Consider the following 14,417-nt stretch of genomic DNA (forward strand, 5'->3'; position numbering starts at 1 on the left):
CTAACCTGCGCAGCGGCTCCATTTATATGAGCGAAGACTGATGTCTCGATCACGCTTGACGATCACACATCAGCGCAATTGACCTCCTTGTCGCTGGAATGCGTAGATCGGATTCAGCCCGCAATAGGCGTAGGTACCGGATGCAGTGGCCATGCACTGGTAATAGGTCGAGAACTGGCAATTGCCCGGATATCCCCAGGTACGTCCCTGCAGGCAATAAACGTCCTGCCGAGCCGGGAGGATGTACGAACGCCCCCGCGGAGCGGCGGTCGAAGGCAATCCGAAGCCGACGAGGATGGGAAGTGCAAGCACACCGATAAAGAGAAGGTTGCGCATGAGACCTCTAGCCTCCGTTAAGTCTTGAAAGGATAGAAAATCTAGATTTGATGTTTTGATTTTGGTCAATGGCAAAAAGCTTCGTAGGCCGTTTGACCGATCGCCTTCGAAAGAAATCCAAGCGTCAGGCGCTCCGAGTTTGGAGCAGTATTCCTGCTATTTTTAGGAGGGAACGCATTTTTCAAGCGTGATGGAAGCATATGCAGCGGAAAACCTTAGGCAGAACTCTCGCGCTCCGGAATAGGTCGGATCGGGACGGCCGCCAATCTACGGCGCGCTTATCAAAGATTGAAAGGGCGGAAGATCCCCGCCCTCAGGTGTGCCGCCGAGCGCGCATCGCTTGAGCTGAGCGACTTAGGCTTGGCAGGGCATTCAGCGAGATCGAGGTCGTCTAAACTTTCGTGATCGGCCTGATGCGGCGTAGCAAGGAATTGGCATATTCCTCGCGCTCGCGCATGAAGCGCTCTTGATTCGCTTTGAAGCTCTCGACCCGTTTCTTGATCTCATCGCGTTCGCTACCGCCATAGTCTGGCGCGCTGAGGCCACCCCGCTCGACGGCTTCTTTCGATAGAGACCGGGGCCGCTCGATCTCCACTTTCATCGATTTGGCGAATGCTATCGTTTCGGCGACGAGCGCGTCGAGTTCGCTCTTCCAGTCATGCATTAACGCCCTCCCATGCGGCACCGCCGCGCTCGCTAGCCAATTCCTCACAAAGCCAAGCTGCGATCATGGGCACCGACGCCGATCGCATGTAAGTCGGCCCAATCTCATCCGCTTATCCCTGAAAAAGGAAGCCGACAATATCGCCGGCGGCCTTCCGGGTTCAAAATGCCTATAGAGAATAAATGCGTCCAGCCCTGGTGACAGCGACCCTATACCCAAAACGTGTTTCCTAGCTTTGCTGACCAGGAAGCTCAATGCTGGCTGATGCGATTCCCGCTGGGAGCGGGCGCAGCACCCGGAGGGATCGCCGCGGCTCTCTCAAACAATGTGCAATCGGTTCAGCCGGCGGGCTCATTGGTATCAATGATTTTTTGGCAGCCTGGGTCACTATGGCCGCTCGGTATTTCGAAACCAATCTGGGTTAGTGGCCGCGGCAGGTCGCGAGCGGTACGCCGGAACGATTACCTATACTGCGGTTACCCGTTTCGCACGACGACTGTCGGCGGGGGGGGGGCTCGCCGTAGCTTGATCCCAGCTTTGACGCTCCAATATTGGGCCCTTTGACTCAACGATGCTTTTCCGCGCCAAGCGCGAGACGGCGCCCCAAAGCTGCACGCGGAGCGCAAAAAACGCTCAATGCAAGCGCCATCAAACGTCTAGCCTAACGGTGCCGATGGAGGGGGCTACGTTGTCGGTATTCATAATAAAAGGTCCGGCCGCGGCCGCCTTTCAGCCGTGGGGGGCCTGTAGCTCAATGGTTAGAGCCGACCGCTCATAACGGTCTGGTTGCGGGTTCGAGTCCTGCCGGGCCCACCAGTAAGATCAAGAGGTTGAGAGGCTTTATCTCGCTTCGCTCTTTCCTCTACCAATGGAATAACCAAAGCAACGTTCTTCTTTGGTGCCGCGTGAGCATTCGCTGCCCCATGCAAATGATCAGGATGAGTGATCTGAACGCACTTATTGAAAAGGGCTACATGGTTTCTCCAACCAGCGCTGGCACAACACCTAATCGGAGAGGTCGTAGCTGTGCTTGAGGATCGCCAGTCCCGCTATCAGACAGGTCGGGAACGGCAGCCCAACAGCGGTGCCGCGGCGTGCTCAGCGGCGGAAATTCATGGACACCGGAGATTCGATGTCGGGCAACGAGCCCATCGGGCCCGAACCGCTGCTCCAGGACCAACCGGTCGATGACGCGACAATCCTGTCGCGGGTTATCAAAGCATTGCCCAGATTCTCACGAGCCGCGATTCCGCATAGACCATGCGGTTTGACCGATTCCGGAAAGCCAACCGGCCAGCGCGACGCCTATTCACTTCGGTTGAGCGGCTTCAGGCCAATCTGAGAACTCCATCTCGAACCGTCCAAATCCGGCCGGCTTGGTCGTAAAATTGACAGTCCTTCCTGACAGAGCCGACAATGAGCCGGATGCGAACTTAAAGACCATCTTACCGGATGCTGCTATGCCAAGAGATCTCTTGTCCCGCATGACAAGGAAGGCGACTCCCTCCAGGAGCTGTCCGACTGCAAATCCGTCGATCGCACGGTGAATATCGAGCGACGCTATAGACGTCCCTTTCTCGCCATTCAACTCGCTGACCGAAATCGCCGTAATCCCGGCATCTCTCAATGGCCCCTCGGCCACGTGACAGGTATATTGAAGGCTAATAATGAAGTGCTCATCCCGATCACCTAGTGGCTCTCGATCAACCCCGTCTATCGAGCAGTCGTAGCGCCGGACCGTGTCCGCAAGCGCTCCCCCGCGCAGCCCGAGCAAAGCCAAAGCCGAACATAGTACGACCGCGAGAAAGGATGTCTTCATCCGCCTATGCCTTCGTGGGATATGCCTTCTTTTGATGTGTACAACTTGACGCCACGACCGATTCAAGCTCGTTCGATGGCTTGTCGCGTGGGCACGGCTCATGACGACCTCGAGATCTTCGGCGCGGCGGCAATCGAGACGATGAAAGGTCGATGCCGCGGCCGAGATTGTGCCGACATAGCTTCGCCGATATAAACTCTGCGCCTCCTGTCGCCAGCCATTAACTGCGGTACCCACCTCTCGCATAATGCGGCGGGCCACATTGCATTGAGCTTGTTGCGCGAAGCCGTTTCAAGCGCGATTTCGAGCGAGGCGGCGCCATCTTCTTTGTCAATCGCCGTGGTCAGAATGCGCAACTTGATCTCAACGGGCATCGGATTGAAATCATAGGCTGGAGCGAGACGCCATCCTCCAATGTTTTCATAGTCTTCGGGATCGATGAAGCCGCTCATAACGGTCTGGTTCCTGGTTCGAATCCAGGCGGGCCCACCAGCCGCCTCCTCCTCCTCTTTTGTTGTTGGAGACTGTGCGGACACGTTGAGAACGACTCGATTTTTTTGGATCGGCAAAGCCATCGATCCGGTCAGCCCAATGCTGCATAAGCTTGGCGCGCGAGCCGATCAGTGCCAGCGGTCCGTGCCGCCTGTAAATCGCCTTTACCGAGCCACTTTCGAGATGCGCCAACTGTAATTCGATGACATCACCATCCCATGCCTTGGCTTCCTTGAACTCCTCATGGTAGCAAAGAATCGAAAACGTAGTGCGGAAGCCATCAATGTTCGGGTCTTAGTGTCGATGCCGAGCGCACGCAGCCGATGATAGAGCGTCGCGCTGGACAGCGGTGCGTCTTTGGCGCAAGCGAACACGTAGCGCCGATTGCCGGTGATCTGTTGTCCACGCCGCAGGATTGCGAGGGCTTGATAAGCAAGTGCGGCTGTGACCTACCCGGGGTAGGACGCGGACCAACTAGTCAAGACGACCGATATGGTCTGCAAGCGAGGCACTTCTCTCGGAGGAGAAAGAACGCTAGCAATGGTTAGGATCCGAGCGTATCGCTTGGCGCAGCGTCTGGCTTCGGCGCGTCCGCGAGGCTGCGTAGGAAGTTTATGGCTCGCTCCTGAAGTTCGGCCTCTAGTTTGGTCGCCTTGATGCGCTCGATAACGAGCTCGCGATCGAATGGCCGCGCCTTGTGATAGCCCTCCACGAACTCCTTGTCCTTCTCGGACAAGCGGGCGAGCTTGGAAACAATAATGTCCTCAGAGTCTGACTCAAAAAGCGTTCGGCAGAGGCCTGGCTAGGCGTCGGGTCAGGAGTCTGAGGTGAGCGACGAGAAGCCAGGCGACTTCGGTGGCGGCGGAGCCCTCGAAGTCCTTGGCGAGACGGCGGCACCTGCCGAGCCATGCAAATGTGCGTTCCACCACCCAGCGTCGGGGCAAGAGCCGGAAGCCTTTGACGCCGGGTGGCCGCTGGACAATCTCGATGGTCCATTGGCCGCAATGGGAGAGTGCATCGCGTAGTTGTTTGCCGCGATAGACCCGATCGGCAAAGACGTGCTGAAGTCTGGGAACGCGCTCTCGCAAGTGCTCTAGAAGCGGGACTGCGCCATGGACATCCTGAATGTTGGCGGGATGAACGTGGACTGCCAGCAGAAGGCCATCGGTATCAGTGACGATGTGCCGCTTGCGTCCGTGGAGGCGCTTGCCCGGGTCGAAGCCGCGTGGCCCGCCGGCCTGCGTCGTCGAAGCTGTTTGGCTGTCGATGACGGCTGCTGTCGGCGTCGGCTTGCGCCCAAGTTCCCGCCGCGCTTGGCGGACCAAGGCTCGGACGATCCCGTGCCACCTGCCGCTATCTCGCCACGCATAAAAATAGCCCTGGACCGTGGAGTACGGCGGAAAGTCGCTCGGCAGAGCCCGCCACTGGCAGCCGGTCGACAGAATGTAGAAGATCGCCTGCACCACCTCGCGCAAATCGACCTGCCGTGGTCGCCCGAGGCGCCGGCGCTGCGGCATCTTCCGGGCAATCAACGCCCACTCCGCATCGGTCAGGTCGCTTGCGTAACGCAATCCTCTGCGCTGATACTGGATACGAGTGATTTCGGTCCACGGCATCGTGCCCTCCCTCGAATCTTCGCAAATCCGAAGGAATCACAGCCTACCGAGATCACTCACTCCTTTTTCGGTCAGGCTCTCAGGACATGGTGCGACGGCAAGGACATTTCGACCGTCGACTTCGACCGTCTTGGTGATCGCGCGCTTATTCCAGTCTTCTGGCAACCTCGCTGTATTCTCGTCGACACCGTCGATATAAAAGCCGTGCTCCCTATGGAATTGAGAACCCTCGCCATAGAGAGCGTTGATTTCTTCTGAGGCCTCTGGATCGTCGTCTGGATCCAGCTCCTTTTGCTGAATTTCCCAGATCTTTGCGTTCTCCGGATAAGCGTCGATCTCGCCGGAGGTGCGTAGAACGACCGGCGCGTCGGGCCAGGAGAGCAAGATACTCTGACTGCCGATGATGAAGACCTTGTCGGTTTTGAACAGCCTGGCTATCACCCTGACTGTCTCGACAAGGTCTTCAATAGTTCTAACGAACGAGCGTTGTGTCACGCGGCGATCCGCGGAAGCTCCACGGTCTGATGGATCACGGATCTCTCAGCAATCCGCTTCGCCGCCTTCCAGATACGACGTCGCAAAGCGTGGTCCTCGAAGTTGACACCTTCCGCCAAAACGAATGGCGAGGACAGACGCAGACGCGTCATCTCTTCGTCGCGACTTGTCAAACGACGGCGTACCGTAGACGGAGGAAAGCCAAGGACGTCTGACCATTCGCGAACGAAATCGTAGCCTTCGTAACGCTGCGAGCTACGGGCCAAAGAATCCTTCGCCCTTTCGACCAGCGACGGGTCGCGACCGATCTGCCGCGCAATAAGCCGATGCATCATCAGCTTCGCGGTGTCGTTCACATATTCCCGGTTGATCCGAATGCTCATGGCTCTCGACCAATACCTACCTCAAAACGGGAAAATAGGCACCTACCCGTAAAATTCCAGCTTACTCACCAATCCCATACGACAGGGTATGTTCCCTTTCCGTTCAAGCTAGCAGTTCCAGCAGGACGGGGCAATCGCCAAAAGGAGTGTAATGATACCGAAACTGACTTCGTCATCTATCGCCTATTTTCTAAATCTTCACGATCAAAAATCTATTAAAATCAATGCATTAATGTAGCTAAATCACCGCAGATGGGCTAGTCCCAGGAGACACGGTTTTCATCCCAGAACCAAAAGCTGATCGGAACCGGATTGAGGCGTATACCGGCCATTAGAACTGAGATCTTCGAAAAAGTCTTTACTAGTTCCCCACGGGAGGTTTCGGCACCATCCTTCGCCTCTGCCGCTAACTCAACCCGCACCTTCAACCTGTGTGGGTCCCCGTCAGACCTGAGCCTGGCGCAATCATCATCGAATGCTTTAGCAACGTTTCCGCCAGGGTTGCGCGCGACGGAGGTGCACTGCTTTACGGATGGACGATTTGGGAATGGCCGCGCGTTTTCATTGAAGCGGAGCATCATGCCGTCTGGGACATGGATGGCGAGCTTTTCGACATCACGCCGCACGCAAACAGCGAGCCGAGGATACTGTTCTTGCCGGCCCCAATCGCGTGTACGACTTTGAGGGCAAGAAACGCCTCATCAACGAAAAGAGAAGTTTGGGTGTGTTCGCAAGTGTCGAACACTGGATCGCAGCAAGCGATCTTCTTCAGCACTCGTTGGAAGAACATTCAAACGGCGCCGAAATTCGAATGAAACGCAGCACGTTGAAAGCGCTATGGGAAAATGCTCGCAATGCACAAGCCCAAGTTCTAATCGATCTCGCGTCCAGCACGAAAGTCAATTCGCCGTGCTCCTGCAACAGCGGTAAAAAATTCAAGAAGTGCTGCGCACACCTGATTGACCTGACGCGCCACTCTTGAGATTTGTCGCAGCTAACTGGGTAGAATTCTTAAGCTTGTCAATATTGACGCCTCTCCCTCCGATGAGCAATCCAGCGGGAAAAACCAGCTAGCATCTTCATGCGCTCTCGATGAGTTGCTTCATGCAAAATAGCCCGCTCGGCTTTCGTGCTCTTGCCGTAGCGTCTGCAACGCTACCTTGTTTGAGGTGGCCTCAAGCTCTCGATGAAATGCGCGCGGTCCGCTGTCTCAAGGGCTCCATTCGAGTGTGTCTCGTCTTCGAGAAAGCTGCGCAGACGTTGTCGGACCGCGGCGCTTTCGCGATGGATATGCCGGTTAGTCAAAAGGTCGCGGGCCGCAGTCGATTGCTATGCTCAGCAAGCAGCTGCGGCGCGAAAAGGGGATCGCGCCGTTCAGCACTTCGAGCGATGAGGATCGTGCGGATGCACCACAGCGCACGCCTAGTCAGTAGGATCGAGTTGAGTTCATCACCGAACCGGGCGAGATACATCCCGAAGTCTGTGGCTCGATCAATCTCGCCTTGATAGCGCGGGCGGAATTGGAAAGCCGATTGAAGCTTCACGAGGTAATTGTCTGGATCGATGAGCGGCTTCGCCTCCCGCGCCAAGTGGCAGACGAATAAGTCGCCGTCGCGGGCATCCTGTTGCAGTTGACGCCATGGATACAAAAAAGCGAAAGATGACCGACAGAAACGTGACGGGTGTCCTTGTCGAGGCTCACCATAAGAAGATCCGTGTCGGACCCTTCCGCGTGATCGGCACGTGCTAGGCTTTGGGATGCAGCGGCGGTGTGCGTAGCCGCCGAGGACGACGACGCGCGGCCCAACCTGTCCGCAATGAATGCACCGCCGCGACTTGTCGCCCCAGGGATATCTCGGTGCCATTGGCGCGCTCCTAGCGGGTTTCGCGCGGAAGGCGGCGAACGGTCCCGCTGCCTTCCGGAAGGCTGATTGTCTGTATGGTCGATCCGTCGAGATCTTGCGATTGCTCAAGGATCGTCTCGCCGGCGTGCCGCGCCTCGAGGTCGAGCGCGTGCTCGGCCAATGTCCGCGAGCCGCCGCGCCTGGCCCGCGCCTCGGCCTCCTCAACGATGCCTTGCGCTTGCTGGGCTATCGAGACTGCGCACCAGCACAGGCAGCGATGCTGGAAAGCTGCTCGCTGACGGATCGGTTTGCAGTATTCACGCGTCAATAAGCAATATCCTTCCCCCTCGCCGTTCCTTCCCCGCGAGGTGGACCGGCGGTCGCGAGGCCCGGTTCTGACTCGCCTCTGTTTCCGGGCCTCGCTTCCTCAAACGACACGGTCTCGTCGTCTCCCGCACGCGACGCTCCGAGAGCGCCATCGCGATGGGTGTCCCGTCAGGCAGGGCCCAAGCGCATACGTGCCTCCAAATAAAAAGCTGCGCCCTTGGCCGCTCCCGCGGGCCGGCGCGTACCCTGCGAACGGCCTCGCCCCAGCAGGCGGCGGGGCCCGTCAGCTCGGCCGCCTGCACGCCCCCGGCTGGTCCACGGTGGGAACGATTGGCACGAAAATTGATAGCGCCGTCTACGGAGATGGGGACCGACTCGCGGCCAGGCGCGCGGGATCTTCCTTTTTGGGGCTCATTTCGCTTGATTTCGCCTGTGGGGCCGCCATGAGGGTGTTTGGATATTGCCGGGTCAGCACCGCAGAGCGGGCGAACGGTGGCCTCTCGGTGGACACTCAGCGCCAGCAGATCACGGCTACGCCATGATGAAGAGATGGCAAGTCGACGAGTTCTTCATCGAGGGCGGCGTCTCCGGCTCTGTGCCCCTCGCTAATCGGCCCGAAGGGCAACGACTCCTCGCCGCGCTCCAGGCCGGCGACGTCATCATCACGGCCAAGCTCGATCGCACCTTTCCGCTCGGCTGCCGACGCGCTCGGCACGCTCGAGCAGCTGTCCGCGGTGGCCGAGAACGAGCGCGATCGCATCCGTGCCATCGCGTGACGCGACGCCTGTTCGTGAGGTCCGACTGACCGCCGGAGAATTGAGCGGCCCGCTTGCTCACCACGGAACATAGATCGCGACAAAGCCAACGAGCGCGAGAAGCACGCACGCCCAGGCGATGGGGCTAACCAGATCTTCGGCGCTCGCCGTCTCTATCAAACAGTCCACGATTGCCGCCGCCGTCAGCGCCGATACGCAGGCCAGAAACTCGTTCATCCAGCCCCAATGGACATTCGAGGCGAGCACAATGAAACACGCGGTGAGCGCCGCGCCTATGCGAATCGATCGCATTTTTGAGAAATCCCCAGCCGGTGAGCCATAGCACAAGCCCCGGCGGGGGTTCTCCGCTATCTTCCATTGGCGATGCATGAATTCCACGCGGAGAACCCGTCGCGCGAGGAAAACACGCACCACCGGGCGCGCCGCTACGGGGACGGTTCTTGTCGAGCCTTAGATCGGGGGGCGCGCCGCCGCGTTGGCCACGTCCCTAGAGCCTCCGGACCATCCGGCGCCAAGATGTGCTTCACGTCGCCGATGCCGTATTCGCGATCGAAAAAAGCGCTGACGGCGCGCCCCCCCTAAGGCCGTCGAACTTGGGGAAGCCCCGCCCTTCGAGCAGGAGGACGAGTTGCCGCCACTCTGCCGTCCGTCCGGGTCCTAGACTAGCACTGCGCAGGCGATCGCCTCCTCACTCGCGAACAGGGGCAGCTCATCTAGGGGGCGGAAGCGGGGTGCCATTGGGCTTGTCTCTTGCTGACGCGCATCTTCGGAGCAGCGGCCAGAATGGAAATCAGGGCGACCAGGTCATCGTCCGCTTCCAGGAAGGCGATGGCGAGTCCGGCAAGATCGTCCAGCGCGTCTCCATTGCGACCCGGACACGCCTCCAGAGGTGCAGTCGGGCGAGATCATCATCTGGACCAAATTCCAGCAGAGCGGCGGCCCGACTCCAGACGCCGGGCAGGGCGGCCAAGGCGGAACCGGGCAGCAAATCTACTTCAAGAAGGACGGCTCGCTCACTGTCACCGATGGCAGCGGGGCGACCTATCTTCCGGACGGCGCCGGCAACATCAAGGTGACCGCAAAGACCATCCAGTACGATTGCCAGACGTTCACGCTGGTGGCGAGCGGTGACGTCGGCATCAAGGGTAGCGGCAACGTCGAGGTCAAGAGCGGCGGGAAGCTTGGTCTCGACACTGGCGGTGCGGTTGTCGTGCAGGGCCATGGCGACGTGTGCGATGGATCGGTCACGCCGCCGAGCGACCGGCCGCCGATCGATCCGTTCGAGGTGCTGAGATGACGTAATTGGCGGGNCCCCGCCAGTCCTGCGGCCACAGCACGTTGTCGCCGCTCCGGTCCGGCGCCGGTCGGGTGAAGCACAGGCGTCGGCGGGCACGCGAAACATGATGGGCAGCATGATGAGAGTGTCAGCGCGCCGGCTGTGCCGGCAATTCGGGGTACGTCCAAAGCCTGGCACCGGCGTGCGCGAAATGGAGACGTCAAGCGTTAAGGTGATCGAGCATCTGATCCGGACGCATGGTGTCGAGCACATGGTGCTGACGCTGCGCGTCCTCACAGAGACTCATCCGGCCAACCGGTCGCACCTGAACCGACACGTCATCACCGCAGTGAACGCGGTGTGCCGTTTCCATCGGCAGTGGACCTCGCTCGGGCTTCCGTTTTTGGAGGCCTGGGATTCGTTGGTCCTTGGCGCGCTGCGCGAACTCGCCATTGCATGCCGGCTCCGGCGGCCCCACCTTTGGAGCGTGCTTTATGATCCTCGTCGAGCGCCTAGCGCCGATGCTCGATTCGCTGACCGAGAGGAAACTCCAGCCAACGCCGGTCAAGCTCCCGCCGAAGCCGCCGCGATCGATCACGCGCATCCCTGAGGTTGAGGCGAAGTTGCAGCTCGGAAACAAGCTCCTTCAATTGAAGGCGGCGACGTCCACTGGCAAGTTCGGGCGCCAAGCCCGCCTGCAATTCGCGACTGATCAGCAATTCGCCGGCGAGACGATGCGCGTGGCCCATGTACGATGGCCGACGCGAGATCACCGCTCGGCTTTCCTGGGCGGCGCTGGTCGAGCTGGCATCACCATCCGTGCCGGACAATCTTCGCCAGGAGCTCGAGCAGCGGATCCTCGCGGGTAAGCGGGTCGGAGCGCCGGAGATCCGCCACGCCCGCGGCCGGCTCCGCAACGGCCGGCAGCGCCGAAAGAGCGAGGCGCTCCTGGTCGCGGCCTCACTTCATCGACCACTGCGCGTCGTGATCCGTCGAAGAGGGGCGACCAAACGCGGGATTTAAGCGCAAATGCGCGGCTCATTGCATTAATCGATACTGTGATGGCCTTACGGTTACTATGCGGTAACCCACGTGGGAATCACAGGCGCATACTCGGCCCAGCGTCACGGTCATGCGTAACGCACCAGATCTGAAGGCCGAGACGACTCGCTCAGGCGAGAGGCAATGTTCGTTCGTTGCGTACTGAGTTTGTCGGAGCCAAGGCCGACAAACTTTGCCACTCTCCGAGAGATCATATTCCGAGGCTCTATTCGTGATCATTGACACTGCAAATGACGGGGCCGCCCGTCGTGTCCAATTCAATCCTCCGCTCGAAGCAAACTACATGACGGTTGACGGCATCCGCAGCGGCAATTGCCTCGTGCTGAACACGGGCGACGATGGTGCCTTGCTTGAGCACGTCCCGCCAACACTCAGGGAGTTCTTTTTGATCTTCACTTCGGCTTCAGCGGTACGCCCGGTCTACCGACGCTGCAAGAGGGCATCGATTCAGGGCACCAAGATGGATGTCGACTACGATCGCACGCAACCGTGCTTTGCACGGCATATGTAAGAAACAGCTGCATGATCATAGCAAGCCGCGAAGATATCGACCTCCACGGCAACAAATGGGAGGAGACGGTCGTTTGGATGGGCGACGGAGCCTTCAGGGTGGAAGTTCGCTCGGATGACCCTTGTGGCTGTCTCAGTGCTGAACTCAATCTGCTAGAGCTTTCCGAGTACATACAGAAGACAGCGGCGCCGCCCTTCGTGTGGAGGGTGTTGCTTTGACCGGGCCGCCGCAATGATTGCTATTCGCCGCCTGCCTGCTCGCGCTGCCTGTAACGGATTGGTCGGCGCTATCGTCAAGGGCGCCAAGCAGCCAGTTTTTCTGTAGCGGTAACGGTCGGGATGCTGGCGGTTATGGTCGCCGGTTACTTCGTTCGCTAGGCACGTCTCAGCCCCGGTGTCTAGCCGGGGCGGCAAGGTGGTTGCCCGTCAGGGCGCCTTGTCGCCCCATCATTCACTATCAGGTCGGGCGGAGAGTTGATCGGCCGGAGCTCTACGTCATTGCGCGCTACTTCTTGTAGCTGGCCAACGCTCGGCGCCCTTCCTCGGTTACTCCGACTGTGATTCCGTTGTGACCACCGTACATCACTGCCGACCCAACCTCTTCCACAGTCAGTCCGAGGTCGCGCGCCACCTCGTACCAAAGATACTGTTGCTGGTCGTTTGGGTTGTCGGCGATCAGTCTGTTGAGGTGGTAGACGACCCTCGTTGCCATGGCGTTGTGCTCGGCAGCCTTGCGCCGCAATCTGTCCTTCGAGCCCCGATGAGGATCAAGCTTTGGCTGCAGCGGTAGTCGTGTCGTCATTGGGGTGATCTCACAGGAATGTAGTTCCGGAATCCGAATTTAATTCAGCGGTGAAATCTGCACGAAAACACGTGCAGCGTGATGATGCGCAGGCCAACGGGCAAGGCTGGCGAGAATTCTTCAGCTCTCACCTAATGCGGGCCACCGCGCTGCGCGAACAGCACGATGGCCCTGACCATGATCACGGAGTGCACCGTGCTGGCAGCGTGCTTAGCACGCCAGCAATAAACTCGTCCTCATCTATCGACGGCTCAGGAGCCCACCGGCGGGCGTTTCTGACCGGGCTATCTTCGGCCCTCCTGGCGGCTGCAGCCGCACCGGTGGCGACGGCTGCGGCGCTGAGTGATTCCGAGCTGATAGCGCTCGGCCGAACAATTTCACGACTCCACGATCTGGGGAAGCGAGGTTCTCGATCAAGCGGTCGCGGCGGGCGACTGCCTCCCCGGCTCTCGACCGGTTGACCGTCGCGATAGACAGGCCGGAAGCAGAGATTGCCCTCCTGGTCGGTGAAGGGCTCATAGAGCTGGACCGGAAAGGAATGGGCGAAATAGTCGAGCACGTACTCGCGCGGAGTGATGTCGACCCGGACGTCGACCCACTCCTCAGTCGGGATCTCGGCGAGACGGCGCTCCATCAACGCCTCGCCTGTCGAGACGATCTGGATGACAGCGGCGTGTCCAACCTCAAGATCGCGCTCGATCGAGCGGATCAGCGACGGCGTCTTCATCGAGGTCAGCAAGTGCCCGAAGAAGCGCTGCTTCGCGCTTTCGAGGCGGATCGCGCCGCGGATTTGGCCTGCCCGTTCAGCGTTCCGGTCTCGCCGATGATGTTGACGGCCCGCATCGCGGCGTCGAGGTTGTTGTGGATGATGCTGAACGCATCGGCGTACGCGTCGTAGATGCTGTCGCGCGATCGGGAAACTCAGTCGTGCCTTCGCATCCCGGATCGGACGAAGCCCGAAACGGCTGGCACTGGTTGGCACGGTCGGCTATGTTGGCTGCCATGAGCCATTACATTTTGGATGGACACGAGCCCAAGCGCACGGACCCGGTCGCGTGGCAACAATGGTATGAATCAGCCGACCGTGTTGTCGCGAGGACGCCGATAGGTCCGGATATCGTCATCTCAACGGTGTTCGTGGGTCTCGATCTCGGATGCGATCCAGATCGCCCCCTTGTTTTCGAAACCGAGGTCATGGAAGCCGGCATAGCCTCCGTCGACGCCCGGCGGGAGCGTTACCCAACGTGGGTCGAAGCTCAACTGGGCCACGCAAAAATCGTAAGCGAGTATCGCGGCATCTAAGCCTGCATTTTCTGCGCTGCACTGAAACTGCGAAGCGGTCTGCCTTCCATCCCATTTCTTTAAGGGATTTTGACTTGAGTGGCTGGGGCCGCAGGCCCTGATCAGGCGTGCGCGAACGCGCATCGCCCGACTGAAATGGCACCCGGAGAGCGTGAGCATAGCGACCCGAAGGGGCACGCGGGTCCGAGTGCAGCGACGAGACCGGTTAACAGCGGCACCCGGGGGCAGTGATAGCGATCGCCGAAGGCGCGCCCCTTTCCCGAGTGCCCCCGGCGAGGAGCTCCGATAGTCGTTGCGCGAGGGATCGACGCCGCACGGCGTAGACGCAAAGCGGCTCGGTTCACGAGAGCCCGGTGCGGCGCTAGCCGCACGCGCGCAAGCGGAAAAAACTGGCAATCGGAGTATCTAAATTTCCTCGCGCGCATTCGTCTGCGCGTCATAGATTCTGATCTGAAGCATGGGAAAACGTTTCTTCAGTTCTTCTCCACCGGCCCTGGCGCCGTCTCTGGTTGCAAATTCGGCTTTGAGTCGGCCGTCCACTTCAAGTGCGTAACCAGAGGCCGGCAGTTCACGGTTGGCTGCAACCATTTCATTCCCATTGTACAGTGAGGTCATTGAGCATGATGGGTTAGCGTGAGTCGCCCAAACCTCGCTAGAGCCACCTGCGTAAGTCCGGTAATCGCCCATCACACGTTGTGGATTGAAACGTCTTG

At 59.4% G+C, this 14,417-nt stretch carries 18 protein-coding genes, 1 tRNA gene and 1 pseudogene; 7 read left to right on the forward strand and 13 right to left on the reverse strand.

The annotated features are described in order from the left end of the window. Positions 1–69: 69 nt before the first annotated feature. Positions 70–336, reverse strand: coding sequence for a DUF3551 domain-containing protein (locus AYJ54_RS48015; RefSeq protein ID WP_082905933.1), 267 nt, complete (start codon positions 334–336; stop codon positions 70–72). A 391-nt stretch (positions 337–727) separates the two neighbouring features. Beyond that, complete coding sequence (locus AYJ54_RS31630) at positions 728–1,000, reverse strand: hypothetical protein (protein WP_063680264.1); 273 nt, start codon at positions 998–1,000, stop codon at positions 728–730. Between the two features lie 740 nt (positions 1,001–1,740). Between AYJ54_RS31630 and AYJ54_RS31635 the strand changes: the two genes are divergently transcribed. Continuing rightward, positions 1,741–1,816 (forward strand) — tRNA-Ile (locus AYJ54_RS31635). Between the two features lie 493 nt (positions 1,817–2,309). On the opposite strand, the gene AYJ54_RS31640 is transcribed toward AYJ54_RS31635, so the two are convergent. The 6 genes from AYJ54_RS31640 to AYJ54_RS31665 form a co-directional block, all read right to left on the reverse strand. Continuing rightward, positions 2,310–2,819, reverse strand: coding sequence for a hypothetical protein (locus tag AYJ54_RS31640; protein ID WP_027554446.1), 510 nt, complete (start codon positions 2,817–2,819; stop codon positions 2,310–2,312). A gap of 98 nt (positions 2,820–2,917) precedes the next feature. Then, positions 2,918–3,394 carry a HipA domain-containing protein gene (locus AYJ54_RS31645; RefSeq protein WP_161491292.1) on the reverse strand — a complete coding sequence of 159 codons (477 nt, stop codon included), beginning with the start codon at positions 3,392–3,394 and terminating at the stop codon, positions 2,918–2,920. Between the two features lie 461 nt (positions 3,395–3,855). Beyond that, entirely contained in the window at positions 3,856–4,047 is a 192-nt protein-coding gene (locus AYJ54_RS31650; RefSeq protein ID WP_063705290.1) for a hypothetical protein, read from the reverse strand. A 40-nt stretch (positions 4,048–4,087) separates the two neighbouring features. Continuing rightward, the gene (locus AYJ54_RS31655) at positions 4,088–4,927 is read right to left on the reverse strand and encodes an IS5 family transposase (protein ID WP_063705292.1); all 840 of its coding nucleotides are present in this window, start codon (positions 4,925–4,927) and stop codon (positions 4,088–4,090) included. A 36-nt stretch (positions 4,928–4,963) separates the two neighbouring features. Next, the gene (locus AYJ54_RS31660) at positions 4,964–5,422 is read right to left on the reverse strand and encodes a DUF6036 family nucleotidyltransferase (protein ID WP_245329171.1); all 459 of its coding nucleotides are present in this window, start codon (positions 5,420–5,422) and stop codon (positions 4,964–4,966) included. Beyond that, positions 5,419–5,805, reverse strand: coding sequence for a hypothetical protein (locus AYJ54_RS31665; RefSeq protein ID WP_063681747.1), 387 nt, complete (start codon positions 5,803–5,805; stop codon positions 5,419–5,421). The genes AYJ54_RS31660 and AYJ54_RS31665 overlap by 4 nt, the downstream gene beginning before the upstream one ends. A 670-nt stretch (positions 5,806–6,475) precedes the next feature. On the opposite strand from AYJ54_RS31665, the gene AYJ54_RS49955 reads away from it, so the two are divergent. Next, complete coding sequence (locus AYJ54_RS49955) at positions 6,476–6,787, forward strand: SEC-C metal-binding domain-containing protein (protein WP_136624055.1); 312 nt, start codon at positions 6,476–6,478, stop codon at positions 6,785–6,787. Between the two features lie 893 nt (positions 6,788–7,680). On the opposite strand, the gene AYJ54_RS49960 is transcribed toward AYJ54_RS49955, so the two are convergent. Then, positions 7,681–7,977: a hypothetical protein gene (locus AYJ54_RS49960; RefSeq protein ID WP_136624056.1), complete on the reverse strand. Its 297-nt coding sequence runs from the start codon at positions 7,975–7,977 to the stop codon at positions 7,681–7,683. Positions 7,978–8,517: 540 nt separating this feature from the next. Between AYJ54_RS49960 and AYJ54_RS54130 the strand changes: the two genes are divergently transcribed. Next, positions 8,518–8,781, forward strand: a complete 264-nt coding sequence (locus AYJ54_RS54130; RefSeq protein WP_161491329.1) for a recombinase family protein — start codon at positions 8,518–8,520, stop codon at positions 8,779–8,781. Between the two features lie 28 nt (positions 8,782–8,809). On the opposite strand, the gene AYJ54_RS31690 is transcribed toward AYJ54_RS54130, so the two are convergent. Next, on the reverse strand, positions 8,810–9,043 hold the full coding sequence (locus tag AYJ54_RS31690) for a hypothetical protein (RefSeq protein WP_063681742.1): 234 nt from the start codon (positions 9,041–9,043) through the stop codon (positions 8,810–8,812). Between the two features lie 598 nt (positions 9,044–9,641). Between AYJ54_RS31690 and AYJ54_RS31695 the strand changes: the two genes are divergently transcribed. From AYJ54_RS31695 to AYJ54_RS31710, 3 genes are all read left to right on the forward strand, one after another. Continuing rightward, a complete protein-coding gene (locus tag AYJ54_RS31695; RefSeq protein WP_063681741.1) occupies positions 9,642–10,049 on the forward strand; it encodes a hypothetical protein in 408 nt (135 codons plus the stop codon). Between the two features lie 726 nt (positions 10,050–10,775). Further along, positions 10,776–11,051 carry a hypothetical protein gene (locus tag AYJ54_RS31705; RefSeq protein WP_063705297.1) on the forward strand — a complete coding sequence of 92 codons (276 nt, stop codon included), beginning with the start codon at positions 10,776–10,778 and terminating at the stop codon, positions 11,049–11,051. A 250-nt stretch (positions 11,052–11,301) separates the two neighbouring features. Then, positions 11,302–11,601 carry a hypothetical protein gene (locus tag AYJ54_RS31710; protein WP_063681738.1) on the forward strand — a complete coding sequence of 100 codons (300 nt, stop codon included), beginning with the start codon at positions 11,302–11,304 and terminating at the stop codon, positions 11,599–11,601. A 504-nt stretch (positions 11,602–12,105) separates the two neighbouring features. Here the strand turns inward: AYJ54_RS31710 and AYJ54_RS31720 are convergent. Next, complete coding sequence (locus AYJ54_RS31720) at positions 12,106–12,402, reverse strand: hypothetical protein (RefSeq protein ID WP_063681736.1); 297 nt, start codon at positions 12,400–12,402, stop codon at positions 12,106–12,108. Between the two features lie 396 nt (positions 12,403–12,798). Then, positions 12,799–13,302: pseudogene (locus tag AYJ54_RS48030) on the reverse strand (methylase); the annotation flags it as partial. Between AYJ54_RS48030 and AYJ54_RS31730 the strand changes: the two are divergent. Beyond that, on the forward strand, positions 13,264–13,704 hold the full coding sequence (locus AYJ54_RS31730) for a hypothetical protein (RefSeq protein ID WP_136624058.1): 441 nt from the start codon (positions 13,264–13,266) through the stop codon (positions 13,702–13,704). The pseudogene AYJ54_RS48030 and the gene AYJ54_RS31730 overlap by 39 nt on opposite strands. Before the next feature lie 405 nt (positions 13,705–14,109). Here AYJ54_RS31730 and AYJ54_RS51540 read toward each other — a convergent pair whose 3' ends face one another. Further along, positions 14,110–14,292 (reverse strand): hypothetical protein, encoded by a 183-nt coding sequence (locus AYJ54_RS51540; RefSeq protein WP_027555090.1) that lies wholly within the window; start codon positions 14,290–14,292, stop codon positions 14,110–14,112. Positions 14,293–14,417 lie beyond the last annotated feature (125 nt).

Origin of the sequence: Bradyrhizobium centrolobii, from assembly GCF_001641635.1 — a bacterium.
In the GTDB taxonomy this organism is placed as follows: Bacteria; Pseudomonadota; Alphaproteobacteria; order Rhizobiales; family Xanthobacteraceae; genus Bradyrhizobium; species Bradyrhizobium centrolobii.

Coding starts and splice junctions, on each gene's coding strand:
- AYJ54_RS31645 (WP_161491292.1), bottom strand. CDS start 3,394: ATGGCTTTGCCGATCCAAAAAAATCGAGTCGTTCTCAACGTGTCCGCA.
- AYJ54_RS31705 (WP_063705297.1), top strand. CDS start 10,776: ATGTACGATGGCCGACGCGAGATCACCGCTCGGCTTTCCTGGGCGGCG.
- AYJ54_RS31630 (WP_063680264.1), bottom strand. CDS start 1,000: ATGCATGACTGGAAGAGCGAACTCGACGCGCTCGTCGCCGAAACGATA.
- AYJ54_RS31690 (WP_063681742.1), bottom strand. CDS start 9,043: ATGCGATCGATTCGCATAGGCGCGGCGCTCACCGCGTGTTTCATTGTG.
- AYJ54_RS31640 (WP_027554446.1), bottom strand. CDS start 2,819: ATGAAGACATCCTTTCTCGCGGTCGTACTATGTTCGGCTTTGGCTTTG.
- AYJ54_RS48015 (WP_082905933.1), bottom strand. CDS start 336: ATGCGCAACCTTCTCTTTATCGGTGTGCTTGCACTTCCCATCCTCGTC.
- AYJ54_RS31720 (WP_063681736.1), bottom strand. CDS start 12,402: ATGACGACACGACTACCGCTGCAGCCAAAGCTTGATCCTCATCGGGGC.
- AYJ54_RS31665 (WP_063681747.1), bottom strand. CDS start 5,805: ATGAGCATTCGGATCAACCGGGAATATGTGAACGACACCGCGAAGCTG.
- AYJ54_RS31655 (WP_063705292.1), bottom strand. CDS start 4,927: ATGCCGTGGACCGAAATCACTCGTATCCAGTATCAGCGCAGAGGATTG.
- AYJ54_RS54130 (WP_161491329.1), top strand. CDS start 8,518: ATGAAGAGATGGCAAGTCGACGAGTTCTTCATCGAGGGCGGCGTCTCC.
- AYJ54_RS51540 (WP_027555090.1), bottom strand. CDS start 14,292: ATGGTTGCAGCCAACCGTGAACTGCCGGCCTCTGGTTACGCACTTGAA.